Source organism: Siphonobacter sp. SORGH_AS_1065 (assembly GCF_030818595.1).
Lineage (GTDB): Bacteria > Bacteroidota > Bacteroidia > Cytophagales > Spirosomataceae > Siphonobacter.
This window is the reverse complement of record NZ_JAUTAM010000004.1, coordinates 3,441,385-3,460,791: the sequence shown is the minus strand read 5'-3', so window position 1 is coordinate 3,460,791 and position 19,407 is coordinate 3,441,385. Positions and strand designations below refer to the sequence as shown.

General features: G+C 45.0%; 17 protein-coding genes. 12 read left to right on the top strand and 5 right to left on the bottom strand.

What is annotated here, in order from left to right:
- Nucleotides 1-51: 51 nt before the first annotated feature.
- Nucleotides 52-846, top strand: a complete 795-nt coding sequence (locus QE390_RS14925) for an AraC family transcriptional regulator (RefSeq protein WP_106637667.1) — start codon at nt 52-54, stop codon at nt 844-846.
- 606 nt (nt 847-1,452) lie between these two features.
- Here the strand turns inward: QE390_RS14925 and QE390_RS14920 are convergent.
- Nucleotides 1,453-2,535, bottom strand: coding sequence for a Gfo/Idh/MocA family protein (locus QE390_RS14920; RefSeq protein ID WP_307142713.1), 1,083 nt, complete (start codon nt 2,533-2,535; stop codon nt 1,453-1,455).
- 272 nt (nt 2,536-2,807) lie between these two features.
- Here QE390_RS14920 and QE390_RS14915 point away from each other — a divergent pair, with 272 nt between their 5' ends.
- Both QE390_RS14915 and QE390_RS14910 read left to right on the top strand, forming a co-directional pair.
- Nucleotides 2,808-4,061 carry a pyridoxal phosphate-dependent aminotransferase gene (locus QE390_RS14915; RefSeq protein ID WP_106637664.1) on the top strand — a complete coding sequence of 418 codons (1,254 nt, stop codon included), beginning with the start codon at nt 2,808-2,810 and terminating at the stop codon, nt 4,059-4,061.
- Nucleotides 4,062-4,188: 127 nt separating this feature from the next.
- Nucleotides 4,189-4,980 (top strand): queuosine precursor transporter, encoded by a 792-nt coding sequence (locus QE390_RS14910; protein ID WP_106637711.1) that lies wholly within the window; start codon nt 4,189-4,191, stop codon nt 4,978-4,980.
- A gap of 211 nt (nt 4,981-5,191) precedes the next feature.
- Here the strand turns inward: QE390_RS14910 and QE390_RS14905 are convergent, their stop codons facing one another.
- On the bottom strand, nt 5,192-5,944 hold the full coding sequence (locus QE390_RS14905) for an RNA methyltransferase (RefSeq protein ID WP_307142712.1): 753 nt from the start codon (nt 5,942-5,944) through the stop codon (nt 5,192-5,194).
- A gap of 62 nt (nt 5,945-6,006) precedes the next feature.
- Here QE390_RS14905 and QE390_RS14900 point away from each other — a divergent pair, with 62 nt between their 5' ends.
- Together QE390_RS14900 and QE390_RS14895 are read left to right on the top strand one after the other, a co-directional pair.
- Nucleotides 6,007-8,475: a BamA/TamA family outer membrane protein gene (locus tag QE390_RS14900; RefSeq protein ID WP_307142711.1), complete on the top strand. Its 2,469-nt coding sequence runs from the start codon at nt 6,007-6,009 to the stop codon at nt 8,473-8,475.
- A 69-nt stretch (nt 8,476-8,544) separates the two neighbouring features.
- Nucleotides 8,545-8,976, top strand: coding sequence for a hypothetical protein (locus tag QE390_RS14895; RefSeq protein WP_307142710.1), 432 nt, complete (start codon nt 8,545-8,547; stop codon nt 8,974-8,976).
- Nucleotides 8,977-9,007: 31 nt separating this feature from the next.
- Here QE390_RS14895 and QE390_RS14890 read toward each other — a convergent pair whose 3' ends face one another.
- On the bottom strand, nt 9,008-9,733 hold the full coding sequence (locus QE390_RS14890; RefSeq protein ID WP_307142709.1) for a hypothetical protein: 726 nt from the start codon (nt 9,731-9,733) through the stop codon (nt 9,008-9,010).
- Between the two features lie 229 nt (nt 9,734-9,962).
- Here QE390_RS14890 and miaB point away from each other — a divergent pair, with 229 nt between their 5' ends.
- The 5 genes from miaB (at nt 9,963) to secG (ending at nt 14,588) form a co-directional block, all read left to right on the top strand.
- Nucleotides 9,963-11,390 carry a tRNA (N6-isopentenyl adenosine(37)-C2)-methylthiotransferase MiaB gene (miaB, locus tag QE390_RS14885; RefSeq protein ID WP_307142708.1) on the top strand — a complete coding sequence of 476 codons (1,428 nt, stop codon included), beginning with the start codon at nt 9,963-9,965 and terminating at the stop codon, nt 11,388-11,390.
- Between the two features lie 87 nt (nt 11,391-11,477).
- Nucleotides 11,478-12,767 carry a sigma-54-dependent Fis family transcriptional regulator gene (locus QE390_RS14880; RefSeq protein ID WP_307142707.1) on the top strand — a complete coding sequence of 430 codons (1,290 nt, stop codon included), beginning with the start codon at nt 11,478-11,480 and terminating at the stop codon, nt 12,765-12,767.
- On the top strand, nt 12,748-13,275 hold the full coding sequence (locus tag QE390_RS14875; RefSeq protein ID WP_232793771.1) for an LptE family protein: 528 nt from the start codon (nt 12,748-12,750) through the stop codon (nt 13,273-13,275). The genes QE390_RS14880 and QE390_RS14875 overlap by 20 nt, the downstream gene beginning before the upstream one ends.
- 202 nt (nt 13,276-13,477) lie before the next feature.
- Entirely contained in the window at nt 13,478-14,191 is a 714-nt protein-coding gene (locus tag QE390_RS14870) for a hypothetical protein (protein ID WP_307142706.1), read from the top strand.
- Nucleotides 14,192-14,219: 28 nt separating this feature from the next.
- On the top strand, nt 14,220-14,588 hold the full coding sequence (gene secG, locus QE390_RS14865) for a preprotein translocase subunit SecG (protein WP_106637656.1): 369 nt from the start codon (nt 14,220-14,222) through the stop codon (nt 14,586-14,588).
- A gap of 67 nt (nt 14,589-14,655) precedes the next feature.
- On the opposite strand, the gene QE390_RS14860 is transcribed toward secG, so the two are convergent.
- Nucleotides 14,656-15,363, bottom strand: coding sequence for a hypothetical protein (locus QE390_RS14860; protein ID WP_157830405.1), 708 nt, complete (start codon nt 15,361-15,363; stop codon nt 14,656-14,658).
- 237 nt (nt 15,364-15,600) lie between these two features.
- On the opposite strand from QE390_RS14860, the gene groES reads away from it, so the two are divergent.
- On the top strand, nt 15,601-15,882 hold the full coding sequence (gene groES / locus QE390_RS14855; RefSeq protein ID WP_106637654.1) for a co-chaperone GroES: 282 nt from the start codon (nt 15,601-15,603) through the stop codon (nt 15,880-15,882).
- A 71-nt stretch (nt 15,883-15,953) separates the two neighbouring features.
- Nucleotides 15,954-17,579, top strand: coding sequence for a chaperonin GroEL (groL, locus tag QE390_RS14850; protein WP_106637653.1), 1,626 nt, complete (start codon nt 15,954-15,956; stop codon nt 17,577-17,579).
- A 71-nt stretch (nt 17,580-17,650) separates the two neighbouring features.
- Here groL and QE390_RS14845 read toward each other — a convergent pair whose 3' ends face one another.
- Complete coding sequence (locus QE390_RS14845) at nt 17,651-19,369, bottom strand: alpha-amylase family protein (RefSeq protein WP_307142705.1); 1,719 nt, start codon at nt 19,367-19,369, stop codon at nt 17,651-17,653.
- Nucleotides 19,370-19,407 lie beyond the last annotated feature (38 nt).

Here is a 19,407-nt window from a genome sequence, read left to right as displayed (position 1 = left end):
TTTTGTATAAATTGCCAATTATTTGTTCATTTCAGCCAAGCCCTTTTTACTATGAATCTCTATACAGCTGACTATCTGAGTAACATTGATTTATTCAAAGATTCAATTTACCTGGTCAATCAAAAACAAGAACAGACTTTTCCCTATCATAATCATCAAAAAGGACAATTTACGTACATCGAAGGTGGGATTTCTTACCTGAATACCAGAGACAAAGCCTATTTTTTGCCCGCCCGACATTACATCTGGATTCCTCCGCAGCTTGAGCATTTTGTATTGCATACTTCGTCTACCCTGAAGGTAGCCAACATCTATTTTACGGATGAACATGATTTGGAGCATCCCTTTTTCAGTAAAATGGGCATTTATCCCGTTAATGATTTATTACTGGAGATGTTAGTCTTTACGGAACGATGGAGCAGAACCATCCGTCCCGGTGGATTTGATTATGAATTTCTGATGACGCTAAAGCATCTATTACCGGAAATTAGCCAGCATCCCCTACCTATTGCCCTTCCTACCACGCATCACGAACGGCTGACGCCGGTGCTTGAGTATCTGCAACGGAACGTTTCGCAGCCTTTGCATTTACCAGAAGTAGCTCACGAATTCGGCTTAAGTGCCCGAACGCTCTCCCGAATTTTTCATCAGGAATTAGATATGTCTTTTCTGCAATACGTGAAAATGTATCGCATCATTCGGGCCATTGAAGACTTGTTACAAACGGATAAATCAATTACTGACATTGCTTACGATGTAGGGTATACGAGCTTGTCAACTTTTAGTAATACCTTTCTGCAAATGGTGAATCGACGACCCGCAGAGTTTAGAAGCAAAAAGGCCTAATAATGAAACAGAGATTTACGACACTTGATATTTTCAGAGGGATTTTAGCGTCATTCATTGTATTAGTCCACATGTCTTTTTTCTCAGACACGCTCGTTCTTAATAATCCATTTATGCAAGGAACTGACTTATTTGTTGATTTTTTCTTTATCCTAAGTGGCTTTATCATTCGTTACAATTATTCAGAAATTACTAACCTGCAAACGCTTGTTATTTCTGTAAAAAGTAAAATTTGCTCCTAGTAACTATTCTACTGTACTAGCAGCTGTCTAACATTTAGAATTGAAGACCTTATTGCGAATCGCAATACGTTTTTCCGCTTTTCTAGGGCTGACAGGCTTGGGAGGACGGCAGGTAGAGCGGGGGTCAATATGAGTAGTATCGGCCTGGATGGCCACAGGCTGGATAGCTTTAGCTTTGGATTTCATCTAGGGAAGTTAAATCTTGTTTTTAGACAGTCTTCTACATCCTGGTTTTTTATATCTCGCGTTGGACCTACACTACTATTGAAAGACGTTTTTATAAACCTCAGACCATTTATACTTTGTAACCGGAAACGGCCCACTTTCGCGGGCCGTTTCCGGTTACAAAGTATCGTTCTATTTATTATAGCCGAACAGGCTCACCCGTTCGAACAGATTCGTCACAGGCAAAGGCAATGCGTAAGCTGTTCACCGCATCCTGCAAGTGATCCGTCAGATCCGTATTTTCCTCGATTGCTTTCAAAAAATACTTCTGCTCCCGCTCGCAAAGTTCGTTGTGATCAGGTTCATCGGTCAGGTTAATCCATTCATCCTCCTGCACAAACTCATCGTCTTTGTTCAGATTCGCCCGGTGCACGCGTAAAGATTCCGTTTTGGTGTGCGAATCCACATCATCCGATTTCCCCGCAGCTCCTGCATTTTTGGCTACAATGGATACACAACCCTTCGGCCCGATGACGTCCTTCACAAAAAAGGCCGTTTCACTCATCATCGGCCCCCAGCCCGCTTCGTACCAACCTACCGAACCGTCTTCAAAGCGAATCTGTAACTGACCGTAGTTATAGTTGGAATCGGGTATTTCATCGGTGAGACGAGCTCCAATGGCATTCACCTGAATGGGTTTCGAGCGGGTCATCTGACACATGACATCAATGTAATGCACGCCACAATCCACAATGGGACTCAGACTTTTCATCAGATTCCGGTGAACCGTCCACATATTGCCGTGGCTTTGCTGGTTCAGGTTCATCCGCATCACCAAGGGCTTGCCCATGTCCTGAGCAATTTCCACGAATTTTTCCCAGCTTGGATGGTGACGTAAGATATAGCCTACCACCACTTTTTTACCTGCCTTCTCCGCTGCAGCCACCACTCGTTCAGCCCCTTCAACGGTATCCGCCAAAGGCTTTTCAATGAAGACGTGAGCCCCCTGCTCCAAAGCCAGAATAGCGTAGGCTTCGTGGGTATCAGGATACGTTGAGATACAAACCGCGTCGGGCTTGGTTTCTTTCAGGGCCGTTTCGTACTCATTGTATAAGGCATACCCACCACCCAGCTTTTCGTTCAGTACTTCCTTGCTCTTGCCCGTCGATACAATCCCACAAATGTCGAACCCTTCCAGATTCTGATAGGCTAGGGCGTGGGAAGTTCCCATGTTGCCGCAACCCACTACTAAAACGCGAATGTTACTCGTTGTTGATGCCATAAAAGATTAGAGGTAATAAGCACAAATTCAGGGGATATGCCCCTATGGTGAATAACTTCAAATGCCTTTCTGATGGTTCCAGCACGTTTCCGACAAAATATTCTACTGATTTTATAGAATATTCTGAATGAATCGCTTCATCTTTCCCCAAATGTCGCGAAATTGCGAGCCTCATCCGAAGTTTTGAATACATATTTTAAAATAATTTAGTTTCTCGGTTCGTAACCTGAAAACTAAATTTTCAGTGTCCTATTACCAGACTTTTGCCGCGTATGGCTTTTTACAAATCGACTCGACTGGATAGTTTGCGATATGAAATTCGTGGACCCGTGTATGAAAAAGCTCTGGAGCTGGAAGCTCAGGGCTACAAAATCCTCAAACTGAACATCGGTAACCCCGCCCCTTTTGGGTTTGACGCTCCCGACGAAATCATTCACGACATGATCGTGAACATTCGGGATGCTCAGGGTTACTCGGATTCCCGGGGACTTTTCGCAGCCCGTAAGGCAGTCATGCACTATACGCAAAGCATTGGCATTCCGGGAGTCGGCATTGATGACGTGTACATCGGTAATGGCGTGAGCGAACTGATTCTGCTTACCATGCAGGCATTGTTAGACGACCAGGATGAAGTGCTAATTCCTTCGCCCGACTATCCCCTATGGACTACGTCAGTTGCCTTAGCGGGTGGTAAACCCGTCCATTACATCTGCGACGAAGAATCCGATTGGAATCCTGACATTCAAGACATTGAACGTAAAATCACCCGTCGCACGAAAGCGATTGTGTTGATTAACCCTAATAATCCGACGGGAGCCGTTTATTCCAAAGACGTGCTTACCCGCATTGCCCGCATCGCAGAAGAGCATCAATTAATGTTATTCTCCGATGAGATTTACGATAAAATCCTTTACGACGGAGCCGTCCATTATCCGATGGGCACACTCGCTACGGATACGCTTTGTCTGACGTTTGGGGGCTTATCGAAAAATTACCGGGCGGCTGGTTTTCGTGGAGGTTGGCTGATTTTGAGCGGTGCCAAGTATAAGGCAAAATCCTACATTGAAGGGTTGAATCTGTTAGCCAGTCTGCGGCTTTGCGGTAACGTTCCCGCCCAATTCGCCATTCAAACGGCTTTGGGTGGTTATCAGAGTATCAACGATTTGGTAATTCCCTCGGGTCGTTTATACCAGCAAATGCAGTTCATTTATGATCGCATTACGTCCATTCCAGGGATTACCTGTGTGAAGCCCAAAGGAGCCTTATATCTATTTCCGAAACTGGACCTGAAACGCTTCAGTTTCGCTAATGATGAACAATTTATTTATGAATTGCTGGTGAATGAGCGGGTATTACTCGTTCCGGGCACAGGCTTTAACTACGGCAAAGACGATCACTTCCGCATTGTTACGTTACCGCCCATCGAGCAGTTGAATCTGGCCGCGAATCGAATTGAGAATTTCCTGTTAAACGGATCCGAAAAAAAAGCCGTATTAGAACCACAGGAGGTTACTCCACTGGCCTGATTTCTGAATTATATCCATAAACGTTCGCGTCTTTTTGCAAGATATTTTGTAAGAAGACGCGAACGTTTTTTCAGGAAAAATGGCTTTCTTGTCAGTTCAGACCGCTTTTATCAGCTCCCATTTGTATATGAAAGACCAGGCTTTATTTAGCTCTAAACGACAAATTCTTTTCTTCGTTCTGTCGGGATTTTTTATTTGTAACGCCCTGGTTGCGGAAATCATTGGTGGTAAAATTTTCTCCGTCGAAGCCGTTCTGGGCATGAATCCAGCCAATATTCCAACCCCCTGGGGCGATAAATGGTCTTTCAATCAGGCCGCAGGAGCGTTAAACTGGCCCATTGTCTTTATCATCGGCGATATGATTAATGAATACTTTGGCCGAAAAGGCGTTCGCTGGTTATCCTTTCTGACCGCGGGTTTAATTACCTATTCATTTTTCATTATCTACACCGCCACCACCCTACCTCCCGCTCAGTTCTGGATGGATATCAATAAGGGCGATACTAATTTCAATATTGACTTTGCCTACAAAACGATTTTCCGGCAGGGACTCGGCATTATTATAGGTTCAATTACGGCGTTCTTATTAGCTCAATTTCTGGATGTTACGGTCTTCCAATACCTTCGCAAACACACCGGGCACAAGCATATCTGGATTCGGGCGACGGGTTCCACACTGGTTTCCCAGCTCATTGACAGCTTCGTTGTCGTTTTCGTAGCCTTTTACATTTTCAGTAACTGGACGGCGAAGCAGGCCCTCTCGGTCGCTCTGAATAATTACCTCTATAAGTTTATTATTTCAATTTTAATGATTCCGGTTTTATACGTTGTACACTACCTGATTGACCGCTGGCTGGGTGAAGATAACGCCCGCAAAATGGCCGACGATGCCGCGACAGAAATGCCCGTTTCGTTTTAAAAAAGAGTTTTGGGGATTACCGCCTATCTCGGCAGTCTCCCGCAGTCGCTCGGCTCTGCCGAGTGACTAACTAGCTCATAGGCCTCTGGCCGGTCTCAGCTAACTAGTTATCTTACATAAGAGCAAACTCCCCAATTCAAAATCAACTTACAGAAGATCAGCCTGAGGACTATACACTCGGCAGAACCAAGTGACTGCATTAGGGGATTAACTAATGCTTCACTCCTCGCCGCCAGTTATCCAACACAATCGCCGTTGCAATACCCGCATTCAGCGACTCCGCTTCTCCGAAACGGGGAATTGTTATTTTCTTCGAAACAAACTTCTCATTTTCAGGACGAATCCCATTCGCCTCATTACCGATAACAATGTATCCTGAATCGGCGAATGTCAAGTCATAGATCGACTCTCCACCCAGAAAAGTACCGTAAATAGCTTTCGTCTGTTCCTGCTCTAAAAAAGACTGTAATGATACGTAATACGTCTGAACGCGGGTAAACGATCCCATCGTTGCGGAAATCACCTTGGGATTATACACATCCACGCAAGTTTCCGAGCAAATCACCTTCTTTATACCGTACCAATCCGCAATCCGAATAATAGTACCCAAGTTTCCGGGATCGCGAATATCATCCAGAATTAAAGCAAATTCCGAGCCTTCCACACGCAACGGACGGTTCTCTTTCGTTCTAGCAATAGCCAGGGCGGCGTTATTACTTTGCAGCGTTCCGACCTTCTCCAGTTCCGATTCCTCAACCAATTCAAAGGAAAAGGGTTGCTCATCGAGCAGCTTTTGGTTTTCTTTGTAAAATGTGTCCGTGAGAAACAGAGCCTGAATCGTAAAATCAGCCTTTAGTAACTCCAGAACGCTCTTGCCGCCTTCCACTAAAAAAGCTCCCAGCTCCTGCCGGTGTTTTTTTTGTTGAAGTAAGCGAATTTGTTTTTGCCACTTTTGTGAGATCATTATCCCGTATACTTATGCCATTCCTCCAAAGGAACTCTGTTCTTCAGTTTTTGATGATAGGAATGGCTTTTATTAGTTTTTTAGCCGCCTGTACGCGAGGTACCGAATTGCGTCGGGGCGAGTATTTACTCGCCAAACAGACGATCAAAGGTAACAAGGAAATTCCGAATGAAGAGCTGGAGGCCCTATTACCCCAGGAATCCAACCGCGTGCTGATTACCCAACCCATTACGCCTTTCTTATGGGTTTATCAAATTGCCCGACCTGACTTTCTGAAGTATAAAAAGCCTCGTTTCGAGCAGGAAATTCGGGAGTATCAGGCTGAAATGAATCAACTTCGGAATGGCCCGGATTCCATCCAGTCCAAAAGAACTCTAAAGAAAATTGATCGCCTAAGTCGAAAAATTGACCATAATCGACTCGCCATTGAACAAGGACACTGGTGGATGCGGGTAGTGGGCGAACCTCCAGCCATTATCACCGAAGAAGACGCCCGTCAGAATGCAGCCAACATTCAGGCCTTTTTACGAACCAACCGTGGAATGTTCGATGATTCGGTTCGTTATAAACTGGATACCGTTAAGTTTCGCCGGGTGAAGGTTTTGTACGAAGTAGAGCAGCATAAACCTTACCTGATCGACTCGATTCGTTTGGTTACCCAGGATGCCCGCATTGATAGTCTGATTCGTAATACGCGGGGTATTCGTTTTTTAAGAAAGGGGACCCGCATTGACGAGCGTAATTTCAGTGCCGAACGGGATCGCATCGAAGCCCTCCTCCGCGATCAGGGGTACTACGGATTCACAAAGGAAAACATCACCTTCACGGGCACCTACGACACCTCGCTGGCCGAGCCGATGAAACACCACATGCAAGTGACCATGGTGATTGATTCGATGCCCGCTCAGTACCCGTACTTCAAGATTAATGCGGTTACCTTTGTTGTGGATGGCCGGGACGGAACCGAAACCAATCCGAGTATTGACTCTACCAGCTTCCGGGGGATTCGGTACATCTTTGCTGGAAGAAAATATTCTACTAAACTGCTGGATAGCAAGGTCAAGGTAAGACCTAACATGACCTATAGCCAGACCTTAAACAACGAAACCCTGCGAATGCTGGGGACGCTGGATCAGTTTAAATTTCCCAACATTACCTACGATACTACGGCTGACCGTACCTTAAATGCTCTGATTTTTGCTCAGTCTTTGCAACGCTATGAGTTATCCTCGGAGGTGGGTATGAACGTGTATCAGGGACTGCCGGGCCCCTTCCTCAACGGAGCCTTACGGATTCGTAATATTTTTCAAGGACTGGAAACCCTGGAAATTGCCGGAAAAGCGGGGTATGACGGACAGCCAGGCTTCACCCAAAGCTCTCAGAACCTGGCCTTTAAAGATCAGAACTTTGAAGCGGGCATTAATACTTCGCTCATTTTCCCGCAGCTGTTATTACCCGCCAGCATGCGAATTCGGTATGCGAACAGTACACCCCGCACGCAGGTCGGGATTGGTTATTCGTTCAGTGATCGAAAAGATTTTCGCCGGACGGGTTTGAAATTGGCCGTGAACTATTCCTGGCAGATTTCACCGAAGGAGACCTTCTATTTCAGCCCGATTGACATTAACCTGATTAATACGAGCCGCCAGTCATCCGAATTTGAAGCCTTTTTAAGAGAGCAGCAACTTGCGGGTAATAACCTGATTTACACCTTTAATCGCTCTTTTGTTTCGAGCATCAGTGGTTCTTACGTTTATAATGATAACAACCTGAACCTGAATACGTTTCGAAAAACGAAGTACCTGCGAATTTTCATGGAATCGGGAGGAACGACACTTAATTTGCTTTCACAAAAAGCTCAGCAGGCACTAACGGATAATGAAAACTTACGCTTTTATAAATTCCTGAAAACCAGCGTCGATTACCGCCTTTACGTGCCTTTGCGTCGTCGGGGGCGTTCGATGTTTGTCTTCCGGGGCTTCGGGGGCCTGGGCTGGGAATACTCGAAAAACGGGGGCATTCTCCCTTACGAAAAAGCCTTTTTTGCCGGTGGAGCCAACTCCATGCGGGGCTGGAATCCGCGTAAATTAGGCCTGGGCGGACGAGCGGCCAGTTACGATACGCTGAAATCGGGAGTTGTAGTGCCAAGCTATAAATTCGAACGTCCGGGCGGTTTGCAGTTGGAGTTTAATGCGGAATGGCGATTCCCCTTATTTAAACTTTTTGGCGATTTCAACGGAGCTTTATTCGTTGATGCGGGTAACGTCTGGTTACTACGTCAAGGTCAGGAAGAAGAAATATTCAAAGTAAAATCTTTCATTGGTCAAACCGCTTTGGACGCGGGTTTTGGCCTCCGTTTTGATAAATCGTTCTTCATCCTGCGAGCCGATTGGGGTATTAAACTTTACGAACCTTCCCGCCCCCGTCTGGATGGCGGCACAGGCCAATGGGTCATCAAAGATTTATTCAGCGAACGTCTGGAAAATCGATATAGGCCTCAGTTGCGATTTGGGATTGGGTATCCATTCTAAACGCATGATCAATCTGAAAACTGATATTACTTAGCGATTGCTATTATCCTGCGTTTTACTATTGCGTTTATGGATCATACGCGGATTGCCTTCCTAGTAAGTAATAGCATTGCCATTAGTATGGCTGTTTGCAGTTTAAAAAATGTCACCCTGGCTCGCTACTGTTACGCCATTATGTTTTTTGCGGCAGCGATAGTTAATGCCTATACTGCTTTCACCACGCCCGAAGCTTACCAATCTTTTGCTGATTTTGCTTTCTTCTCTTTCTACAAAGTCTTTATCAATGGCTTTTTTAAATCGCACGCGACTACCCTTTTGCTATTCATAGTCGCAGGTCAGTTGGTTATTGCTATTTCATTAGTGAAGAAATCTTTAACCATAGGTTGCTGGGGAGGTATTTTATTTTTCTTTTGCATCTCCCCCTTTGGCTTTGCGGCTGCGTTTCCTTCGCCTTTATTCTGGATAGTGGGGTTATTTATTATTTACCGGAAGTCCTTATAGCCTTCTTGGGAAAGTATTTTGTTCGAGCGAATTAACCCTTGGTTATGACGAGCTTTCGTTGGTAATTCCAGATCACATTATCCAGTAATCTTGGATTCATCTCGTACCCCTGCTCACACAGCAAGTTCGACGCCTCTGCTAGTAGGTTCTGAGATTCCGTAAGTGTACATTTTCTACCAACTATACCCTCAAGAAAGGCTTCTACCATTCGGTCAGGTTTAATAAGCGTATCGTTACCAGCCAGCATGAAAAAGTAAGAAAGGCAAATTCCACTAGCTTGACCGGGAATCCTTTTTATATCCTTCTTAAAATCCCCGTTACCGATCAGCTTAGTTACATCCTGAAAATAGTCAACTTCATATTTTACTAATACCTCAAGGAAAAGGTTAACCGCTTCGGCTTTTAAAATTCCGTTTTGACTAGAGGTGCGTTGCTTGTTACCATATACGTGAGTTGCCAGTTCTTCAGGGGTCTGATTTGCTAACTTTCTCCGAAATTCAGTAATCGAAATCTGATCGGCAGTACTTTTAGGTTCAGATCCAAATTCGCGGTAGGTGGTATTATGGAAGAAACCTTTTATTCGAGTCACAACATTACGCACCGATTCATACTTTACTCCCATAGAAAACACACTATCAATCACGCATAAAGGCAGATGAGCATAATAGTATTCCCGGTCCAATTTTGCTTGATCTAAGTCAGTAAAGTTGTTTAGGCAAAAATTAGCTACCAATGCAGCAGATGTAGAGTGATTCATCGTAAAGTTGCGTTTTGCTTATTATGTTACAAAGTATTCGAAGGTTATCATTCAAGCTATTTATCCTCTGAATACCTAATCAGCCTTCCGCTTTTTTAAACAAGTATTTAAAAATCACTTCCTACTACTGTCTGACAGATTGTCAGTTTTTTTGTAGCTTTGTGGCTTCGTCTGAACTCCATATTTATCACATAAGCCGAAAGCCTGAGGCTCAAGGCTCCGAGCATCCATGAAGACCTTAGAAATTCTAACTCCCGAAGATAAGCAAGGCATTGATCTTCCCCGTTTACTGGAAGATGAACAAGGTGCCCAGGGCAAAAAGAAGTTATATATTGAAAGTTACGGTTGTCAGATGAACTTCTCTGATAGCGAAATCGTAGCTTCCATCATGCGTGAAAAAGGCTTCGCCACGACTTCCAGTCCAGATGATGCCGATTTAGTGTTACTGAATACCTGTGCCATTCGCGATAACGCCGAACAAAAAGTGCGTAATCGGTTAAGCACGTTTGTCAGTCTCAAACGTCGCAAGCCTGATACTACCATTGGCGTGTTGGGTTGTATGGCCGAGCGGCTGAAAGCTAAGTTACTGGAAGAAGAAAAAATTGTGGACATGGTGGTAGGCCCCGATGCTTACCGTGACCTGCCCCGCTTGCTGGAAGAGGTAGAGACGGGCCAGAAAGCCGTGAACGTTTTTCTTTCTAAGGAAGAAACCTACGCCGACATTGCTCCCGTTCGTCTGAATACCAATGGAGTCACCGCGTTTATCAGCATCATGCGGGGTTGTGACAACATGTGCAGCTTCTGCGTAGTGCCCTTTACCCGGGGCCGCGAACGTTCGCGGGATGCTCATTCCATCGTAAAAGAAGCAGAAGAACTGTTCAACCAGGGTTACCGCGAAGTAACACTGCTAGGACAGAACGTAGATAGTTATAAGTGGACTTCCGAAGATGGAACCGAGCACGTCAACTTTGCCCATCTGCTGGAAAAAGTAGCTTTGGTTCACCCTGATTTACGCGTTCGTTTTAGTACCTCGCACCCTAAGGATATTACCGACGAAGTGTTGTACACTATGAAAAAGTACGACAACGTTTGTAACTACATTCACTTGCCCGCTCAAAGTGGTAACTCCCGCGTTCTGAAAATCATGAACCGGACTTATGACCGGGAATGGTACATGAATCGGGTGGATGCCATTCGTCGGATTCTGGGTGAAGACTGCGGCATTTCTCAGGATATGATCGCTGGTTTCTGCACGGAAACGGAAGAAGAACACCGCGATACCCTGACGCTGATGGAGTATGTGAAGTATGACTACGGTTATATGTTCGCTTATTCCGAACGCCCCGGCACACCAGCGGCCAAGAAATTCGTAGACGACATTCCCGAAGAAGTGAAAAAGCGTCGTCTGAATGAAATCATCGCTCTTCAGCAACAACACAGCATGGAGCGTAACCAGATGGCCATTGGTAAAGTACACCGCGTGCTGGTTGAAGGCACGTCCAAGCGTTCCACCGAACATTTGCAGGGACGTAACGACCAGAACAAAGTAGTCGTTTTCCCGAAACATCATTTTGAGAAAGGACAATACGTCAACGTATTGGTAACCGATTGCACGGCAGCCACTCTGTTAGGCGAACCCGTTTTATCAGAGGATTGAGTTTGAATAGAGCGGACCGAAAACGCAGGAAGATTTCCGGTCCGCTCTCCCTGTATTTTCTGCTCCTTCACTCTTTACACTATTTGCATGTCGCCTCAAGAAATTCAATCTATAAAATCCCGGTTTGGGATCATTGGCGATTCTACTTCCCTGAATTATGCCATTCAAATTGCGGCTCAGGTGGCACCAACCGACCTGACCGTTCTTATTACCGGTGAAAGTGGTAGTGGGAAAGAATCTTTTTCAAAAATTATTCACCAGCTTTCTACTCGTAAACACGGCCAGTTTATTGCCATCAACTGCGGAGCTATTCCCGAAGGAACCATTGATTCTGAATTATTTGGTCACGAAAAAGGAGCATTTACCGGGGCAGTCGATGCCCGGAAAGGCTATTTTGAAGTAACCGACGGCGGAACTATTTTCCTCGACGAAATTGCAGAAATGCCCCTGAGTACGCAGGCTCGTCTGTTACGGGTGCTGGAGAACAAGGAATTCATTCGGGTAGGTTCGTCCAAAATTATGAAGACGGACGTTCGCGTGGTAGCCGCAACGAATGTGAACCTCATGCAGGCCGTCGAAAAAGGACGTTTTCGGGAAGATTTGTATTACCGGCTCAATACCGTTCCCATTTTTGTTCCGCCGTTGAGAGATCGGGGGAATGATGTTCTCATGTTATTCCGAAAATTCACGGCTGATTTCAGTGAACGCCAGCGGATTCGTCCCATTCAGTTAACCGAAGATGCTCGTGAAGTATTACTAAGTTATCGGTTTCCCGGTAACATTCGTCAACTGAAAAATCTGGCTGAGCAGGTTTCAATTCTGGAAGAAGAGAGACTCGTGAATGGACGTACGCTTGTGAAATACATTCCTGACGCTCAACGCTCTTCGTTACCCGACGTCTTTCGGGATCAGCAATCGCAGAATCAGGATTTCAGTGAACGTGAAATTTTATATAAAGTCCTTTTTGATCTGAAACGCGACGTTACCGAACTGAAAAAGCTTTTCGTTGAAATGGCTCAGAACGGTACCGGAGATGGTGAAATTTTGCGTCAGCACGCTAATCTTTTTCAGGGTGTTCACGACGAACCTGTTAATTTTAGTGAACCCAATACCCCAACGCGGTATTTACCCGTTTCTACTACCAGCAATCAGAGCCCGAACGTTTTTTCGATTGACTCTTCCAACGAACCATCCTTTGTGGATGTAACGGAAGAAAGCGAGGACGAATCGCTTTCCCTGGAAAAGAAAGAAAAAGAAATGATTATTAAGGCTCTGCGAAAAAACGGTAATAAACGAAAAAATGCAGCTCAGGCTCTTGGCATCTCCGAACGTACCTTATATCGGAAAATCAAACAGTATGAAATCGACGAAGAGTAAGAGCTTTCGCTCGCTTATCATGGTCCTTTTAATCCCGGTTCTGTTTTCGGGTTGTGGCCCTTATTCCTTCTCTCCGGGCGGGAAGTTATCGTCCGATTTAAAAACGATCACGATTAATAACTTCGTCATGAATGCTGCCGGAGGGCCCGCTACGCTACCGACGACATTCACGGAAAGTTTAAAAGAATATTTCCAGCGAAACACGAGGTTACAATTACGGCCTGAAGGCGACGGAGATCTGGTTCTGGAAGGGGCTATTACTAACTACGAAGTAACGCCTCAGGCTCCAACGGCTCAGGATAAAGCGGGTCTGAACCGGCTGAACATAACGGTAACCGTTCGGTTTACGAATAACAAGGACGAGTCCAGTAATTTCGAACAGCCCTTTTCTTTCTTTCGGGATTTCCCCCAGAATCAAAGTTTAAATCAGGTCGAAGCCCAGTTAATCCCACCCATTCTGGATCAGATTATTCTGGATATTTTCAGTAAAACGGCTGGAGACTGGTAGAAATAGTTATTTTTATTTAAAAAAAGTTGTCCGAAGAATTTTCGGACAACTTTTTTATTTTTAGCTGTTTATAATTTCTTAAATAAACTTTAACTTTAGAATACCGAAGTTTAGTACACAAGCCGACTATTGATTATCGATTCGTGAATGATGTATCTTAGAAGTTAATCTTTTCGAATTTTCCCTGGTGCGGTAGGCAATTATGCAACGTGATACTTTTTCATACCTCGTAACAAATCCGAGTGAACTCTCCTCTGATGATCTGGTTTATCTGGAACAATTGGTGGAACATTACCCTTTTTGTCAGACTGGACACGTCCTTCTGGCAAAGGGTTACACGCATGACTCGAAGTCAGCCGAGGCGAGCCTGCGTAAAGCAGCGGCCTATGCTCTGAGTCGAAATGCGTTACGTAAATTCATGGAAGGCGATTTTCCTCAATCCACCTCAACGACGGATCAGGCCTTACCCTTCACCCGCCGCCACGCCCGGGAAGTGGTGGAAGTAAGTACCAAACCATTTTTCGAAGAAATTAATCCGGTTCAGGCCCTGCGGGGTCTCGATTATTCGGAAGTCTTGTTAAAAAAGAACGAAGAAAAACCAGAAACCGAACCCCAGGAAAGTAATCCTCTGGACCAGCTTTCTATTATTGACCGCTTCATTCAGGCTGAGCCACGCATTGGGCCTTTACGGGCTAAACTAGGTCAACCCGAAGAAATTCAGGTGGATTTAGCTCAAAAACCACAGCAATCCCATAGCACGCCAGTTACAGAAGCCTACGCGAAAGTTTTGGCTCGTCAGGGAAAAACTGAAAAAGCGATTGAAGTTTATGAAAAACTACAGTTGAAGTTTCCCGAAAAAAAGACGTACTTTGCAGAAAAAATAGAGGCCCTAAAAAACAACCCGCCTTTATCCTAACCGGACATTAATTTTTTACTTTCATAAAATGTTTGCTACTCTGATTATTGCTTCCATCGTATTTGCCGCTTTACTGGTTCTGGTGGTGTTGATTCAAAATCCTAAAGGTGGTGGTCTTTCTCAATTTACGGGAGCAGGTTCACAACAACTTTTTGGTGTAAAGAAAACGGGTGATTTGCTCGAGCAACTGACCTGGGGTTTCGGTGGTGCCATTGCTGTTTTCGCTCTGGCTTCTGTATTCTTCCTGAATGGTCAAAGTGTTTCTTCAGGTATGGATGATGGCCTGGGTAACGTAGCTCCTGCGGCTACCGTACCAGCTCCCCGCCCAACAACGCCTGCTCCGGCAACAACGCCAGCACAACCTGCTCCGGCTCAGCCCGCACAGCCTCAGAAGTAATCGTAAGCTTTCTAGATATAAAGAAAAAGCCCTCGCAAGGAATTGTGAGGGCTTTTTCTTTAGGTGCTTATTCTACTTCCTCGGCGATCTTCTGCCGGGCAATGGGTAATAACGTTTCATCGATAGGATAACCCAGCCTGCTTTCCACCAGATACGAAGCCGGGTTTGGCAGATTCCGATTCTTACGTACTAACTCCAGCTTTATACTCTCAAACGTAGTCGTATAATTCTTTCGTCGAGCTTCCACCAAAGTCGTTTCAACCCGACGTCGGGGTGGAACGTGCGATTCGAAGAGTTGTACGTTATACTGGTAAATGCGTAAATCCCGGTTGGTGCTTTCGTATACAAACAAATACCCTTCTTTACGAAAAAGCGGCATGATCCCAATCGGTTGAATGGATAACTCCTGCTGAACCGTCTCCAGCAACTCCGTTCCTTTAGAAAGCGTTGAACCGAGTCGCGGGATGGCGTAACTAAGAATATCGTCTAATTCCTGCAACGGAGCTAGTTCTTCAAATTCGCTGGCGTAGGTCAATTGCAGTTTCTCTGGATCGATTCCGATTAATTTTTTCTGAATCTGAGTTGACCATTTCAGTTGCTGTTTCTGCAAAGTCACACTTTCCTGGTAATGATTCTGCAAATCTGACAGTTCAGGGTATAATTTTCTGGCCTGAAACGAGTCGTTGACATGCTGTAGATACCCCAGAAGCTGATATTTTTTATACTCGAAATCAAGTAATCCATCAGTAATCCAGGTTTTTTGTAACTTTTTCATAAACTCCTGGTTTTCGTTTATCCTTTTCGAAGCTACTTCTTTTTCAGTAATATCCAAATTTTTCTACTTCATCTTTCGAAAGAACTAGGTATTCCTTTGGTTTATAGGCAGTTTTGTGATTTTGGCAGAAGGCTCTGCAAAATTGACAGACTATCTGGTTTGGCACGACAATCATAGGAATGCATACCATAACCAGATGGTTAATCAAAAAAGTTAACAAATCTATCTTACACACATATGTCAGTAAACGTTAAACCTTTGGCAGACCGCGTTCTTGTTGAACCCGCTCCAGCAGAAGAGAAAACTGCATTTGGAATCATCATTCCCGATACGGCCAAAGAAAAACCTCAACGTGGAGTAGTTGTAGCCGTAGGTCCTGGTAAAAAAGATGAGCCTGTTACTGTAAAAGAAGGCGATACCGTATTGTACGGTAAGTATTCTGGTACCGAGATCTCTTCGGACGGAAAAGACTACCTCATCATGCGGGAATCAGACATTCTGGCGATCCTGACTGCTTAATTTTATTTTCCTTTTTACATCACAACGTGAAGATTGCTTCACATTCCAACACATTATAAATTCTTTTAGCTATGGCAAAGGAACTCTTTTTTGACACCGAAGCCCGTGACCGTCTGAAGCGTGGCGTTGACGCTTTAGCTGACGCAGTTAAAGTTACCCTCGGACCTAAAGGCCGTAACGTAATCCTCGATAAAAAATTTGGCTCCCCTACCATTACTAAAGATGGTGTTTCGGTAGCGAAAGAAATCGAGTTGAAAGATGCTCTGGAAAACATGGGTGCTCAGCTCGTGAAAGAAGTAGCTTCTAAAACGGCTGATCAGGCAGGTGACGGAACGACTACTGCAACGGTATTAACGCAGGCGATCTACTCGATCGGGGTTAAAAACGTAGCTGCTGGTGCGAATCCTATGGATTTGAAACGCGGTATTGATAAAGCCGTTGCAAAAGTTGTAGAAAACCTGAAGTCACAATCACGTGCCATCAGCACTTCTAAAGAAATCGCTCAGGTAGCCACTATCTCTGCTAACAACGACCACGAAATCGGTACTATGATTGCTGATGCGATGGACAAAGTTGGTAAAGAAGGGGTTATCACTGTTGAAGAAGCTCGCGGTACTGAAACGGAAGTAAAAACCGTAGAAGGTATGCAGTTTGATCGCGGTTACCTGTCACCTTACTTCGTGACTAACCCCGACAAAATGGAAGCTGATCTGGAGCGTCCTTTCATCCTGATCTCTGAGAAGAAAGTTTCTTCTATGAAAGAACTTCTTCCTGTGCTGGAGCAAGTAGCTCAAACCGGTCGTCCTTTGGTAATCATTGCTGAAGACGTGGATGGTGAAGCTCTGGCTACCCTGGTAGTAAACAAAATCCGTGGTGCCCTGAAAGTAGCAGCTGTAAAAGCTCCTGGTTTTGGTGATCGTCGTAAAGCTATGCTGGAAGACATCGCGATCCTGACGGGTGGTACGGTTATCAGCGAAGAGCGTGGTTTCAAACTGGAAAACGCTTCTATCGAATATTTAGGTCAGGCTGAGAAAATCATTATCGACAAAGACAACACGACGATTGTAAACGGCGTGGGTGGCAAAGACGATATCACTGCTCGCGTGAACCAAATCAAAACTCAGATCGAAAACACTACTTCTGATTACGATCGTGAGAAACTTCAGGAACGTCTGGCGAAACTGTCAGGTGGCGTAGCTATCCTGTACATTGGTGCTGCTACTGAAGTGGAAATGAAAGAGAAGAAAGATCGCGTTGACGATGCTCTTCACGCGACTCGTGCTGCGGTTGAAGAAGGTATCGTAGCCGGTGGTGGTGTAGCTCTGATCCGTGCCGTATCAGCTCTGGAAGGTTTCAAAGGCGAAAACGACGATCAAACGACAGGTATCAACATTATCCGTCAGGCGGTTGAATCTCCTCTTCGTACCATTGTAGGTAACGCTGGTGGCGAAGCTTCTGTAGTAATCAATGCCGTGAAACAAGGTACAGGTGACTACGGTTACAACGCTCGCGAAGATCGTTACGAAAACATGATCGAAGCAGGTATCATCGATCCTACGAAAGTAACTCGTCTGGCTCTGGAGAACGCTGCTTCTGTAGCAGGTCTTCTGTTAACTACCGAATGTGTAGTAGCTGACAAGCCTGAAGATAATCCTGCTCCTGCTGCCGGTCCTGGCGGAATGGGTGGCATGATGTAATCTCAGCTTTCCAATATTAATAAAAGCCCCTTCAGAAAACTGAAGGGGCTTTTTGTTGGCTAATATCTATATTAATTCAGTCGATACCACTGATACCCATACCCCTCCAGCGTAACCGGATAGGTATCATTGGAAGTAGAGGCTACCGATGCATTACTCATCAGATTTTGCAGCTTTTTACCTTTCCATTCGCTCAAACCCAGCGTAATCGATTTTTTGTCTTTACTGAAATTATGAGCTACGATCACTGATTTTCCTTTCCAGTCGTATTTCATCACCAAAACCTGATCCGTTGAGGCGGGCAAAATCGTCCATTCCCCCAACGCAATTTCTGGACATTCTTCACGCAGCTTTACTAACTTCTTCACGTGATTCAGTAACGATTTAGGATCTTTTTCCTGAGCACTTACATTCACTTTCTGATAACCATATTCGCCCTGATTAATAACCGGATGAAAAGGCTGATTAGAAGTAGAAAAACCTGCGTTTTTAGCCGTTGACCATTGCATTGGCGTTCGTACTGAATTTCGTTCTTTCAGACTAAGGTCATCTCCCATGCCAATTTCTTCGCCGTAACGCAAACTAGGTGTGCCGGGTAAAGAGAATAACAAGCTGTATGCCAGATCAATGTGTTTCCGATCATGCAGCATCGGAGCCAGTCGGCGACGAATCCCCCGATCGTATAACTGCATATTCTTCTGAGGTCCAAATCGAGCATAGACCTTTTCCCGGTCTTCATTACTCAGTCGTCCTAAATCGATTTCATCATGATTTCGCAGGAACCAGGCCCATTGGCTCGTCGGAGCAATCTGACGGGTATCCACCAGAGCCTTGATAAATTTCTCGGTATTCTCCGTAGCCAGGGCCGCAAACAGATACTGGTTTGCGTAAAAGTTGAAAATCATCTGAATGCCTTCACCATATTTACCGATAAATTTTTCAGTTTCTTTCGGATCGACATTGGCTTCGCCTAATAACACAGCCTGCCCATTTTGCCATTGAATAAATTGCCGCAATTGATACAGCAGATCAAACTGCAAGGTTGGATTCTTGATATTGGTTTTCGGGATTTCCATGTAAAACGGCACGGCATCGAGACGAAAGCCAGCAATGCCTAAATCCAGCCAATGCTTGACGATTTTTCTGATCTCCGTTTCAACTTCTGGATTCTGAGCGTTCAGATCCGGTTGAAAATCGTAAAATCGGTGAAAGTAATACTCCTGAGCCAGTGAATCATAAGTCCAGGTTTCTTTTTGCACGCCGGGGAAAACCATTCCGTCATCCGCATCTTTCGGGCGTTCCTTCGACCAGACGTACCAGTTACGATACGGAGAGTTTTTATCCTTCCGGGCCGATTGATACCAGGGATGTTGGATGGAAGTATGATTAATGACCAGATCCGTAATAATTCGGATGTCCCGCTTTTTTGCTTCCTGAATGCACTGTTTAAAATCCTCTTCCGTGCCCACTCTGGGGTCGATTTTATAGTAATCGGCAATGTCGTACCCATCGTCTTCCAGCGGTGAAGGATGAAATGGGGCCAGCCAGACAACGTTCACTCCCAGTGATTTCAAGTAATCTAATTGTTGGGTTAATCCTTTGAAATCTCCAAAGCCGTTTCCATCCGAATCCTTAAAAACTTTCACATCCAGGTTATATATCAGAGCCTTTTTGTACCATAATTCCTGCATGAAATCGGTAGGCAAAGGTGCCGGAGGAGCCGAAGGTTCAGATTGCGAAAAAGCAAGCGTACGGGAAAGAACTGACAGTAGAACTATCCATTTTTTCATAGAGTGCGGAGAAACAGGGTTAAGACCTTTTTTTCATG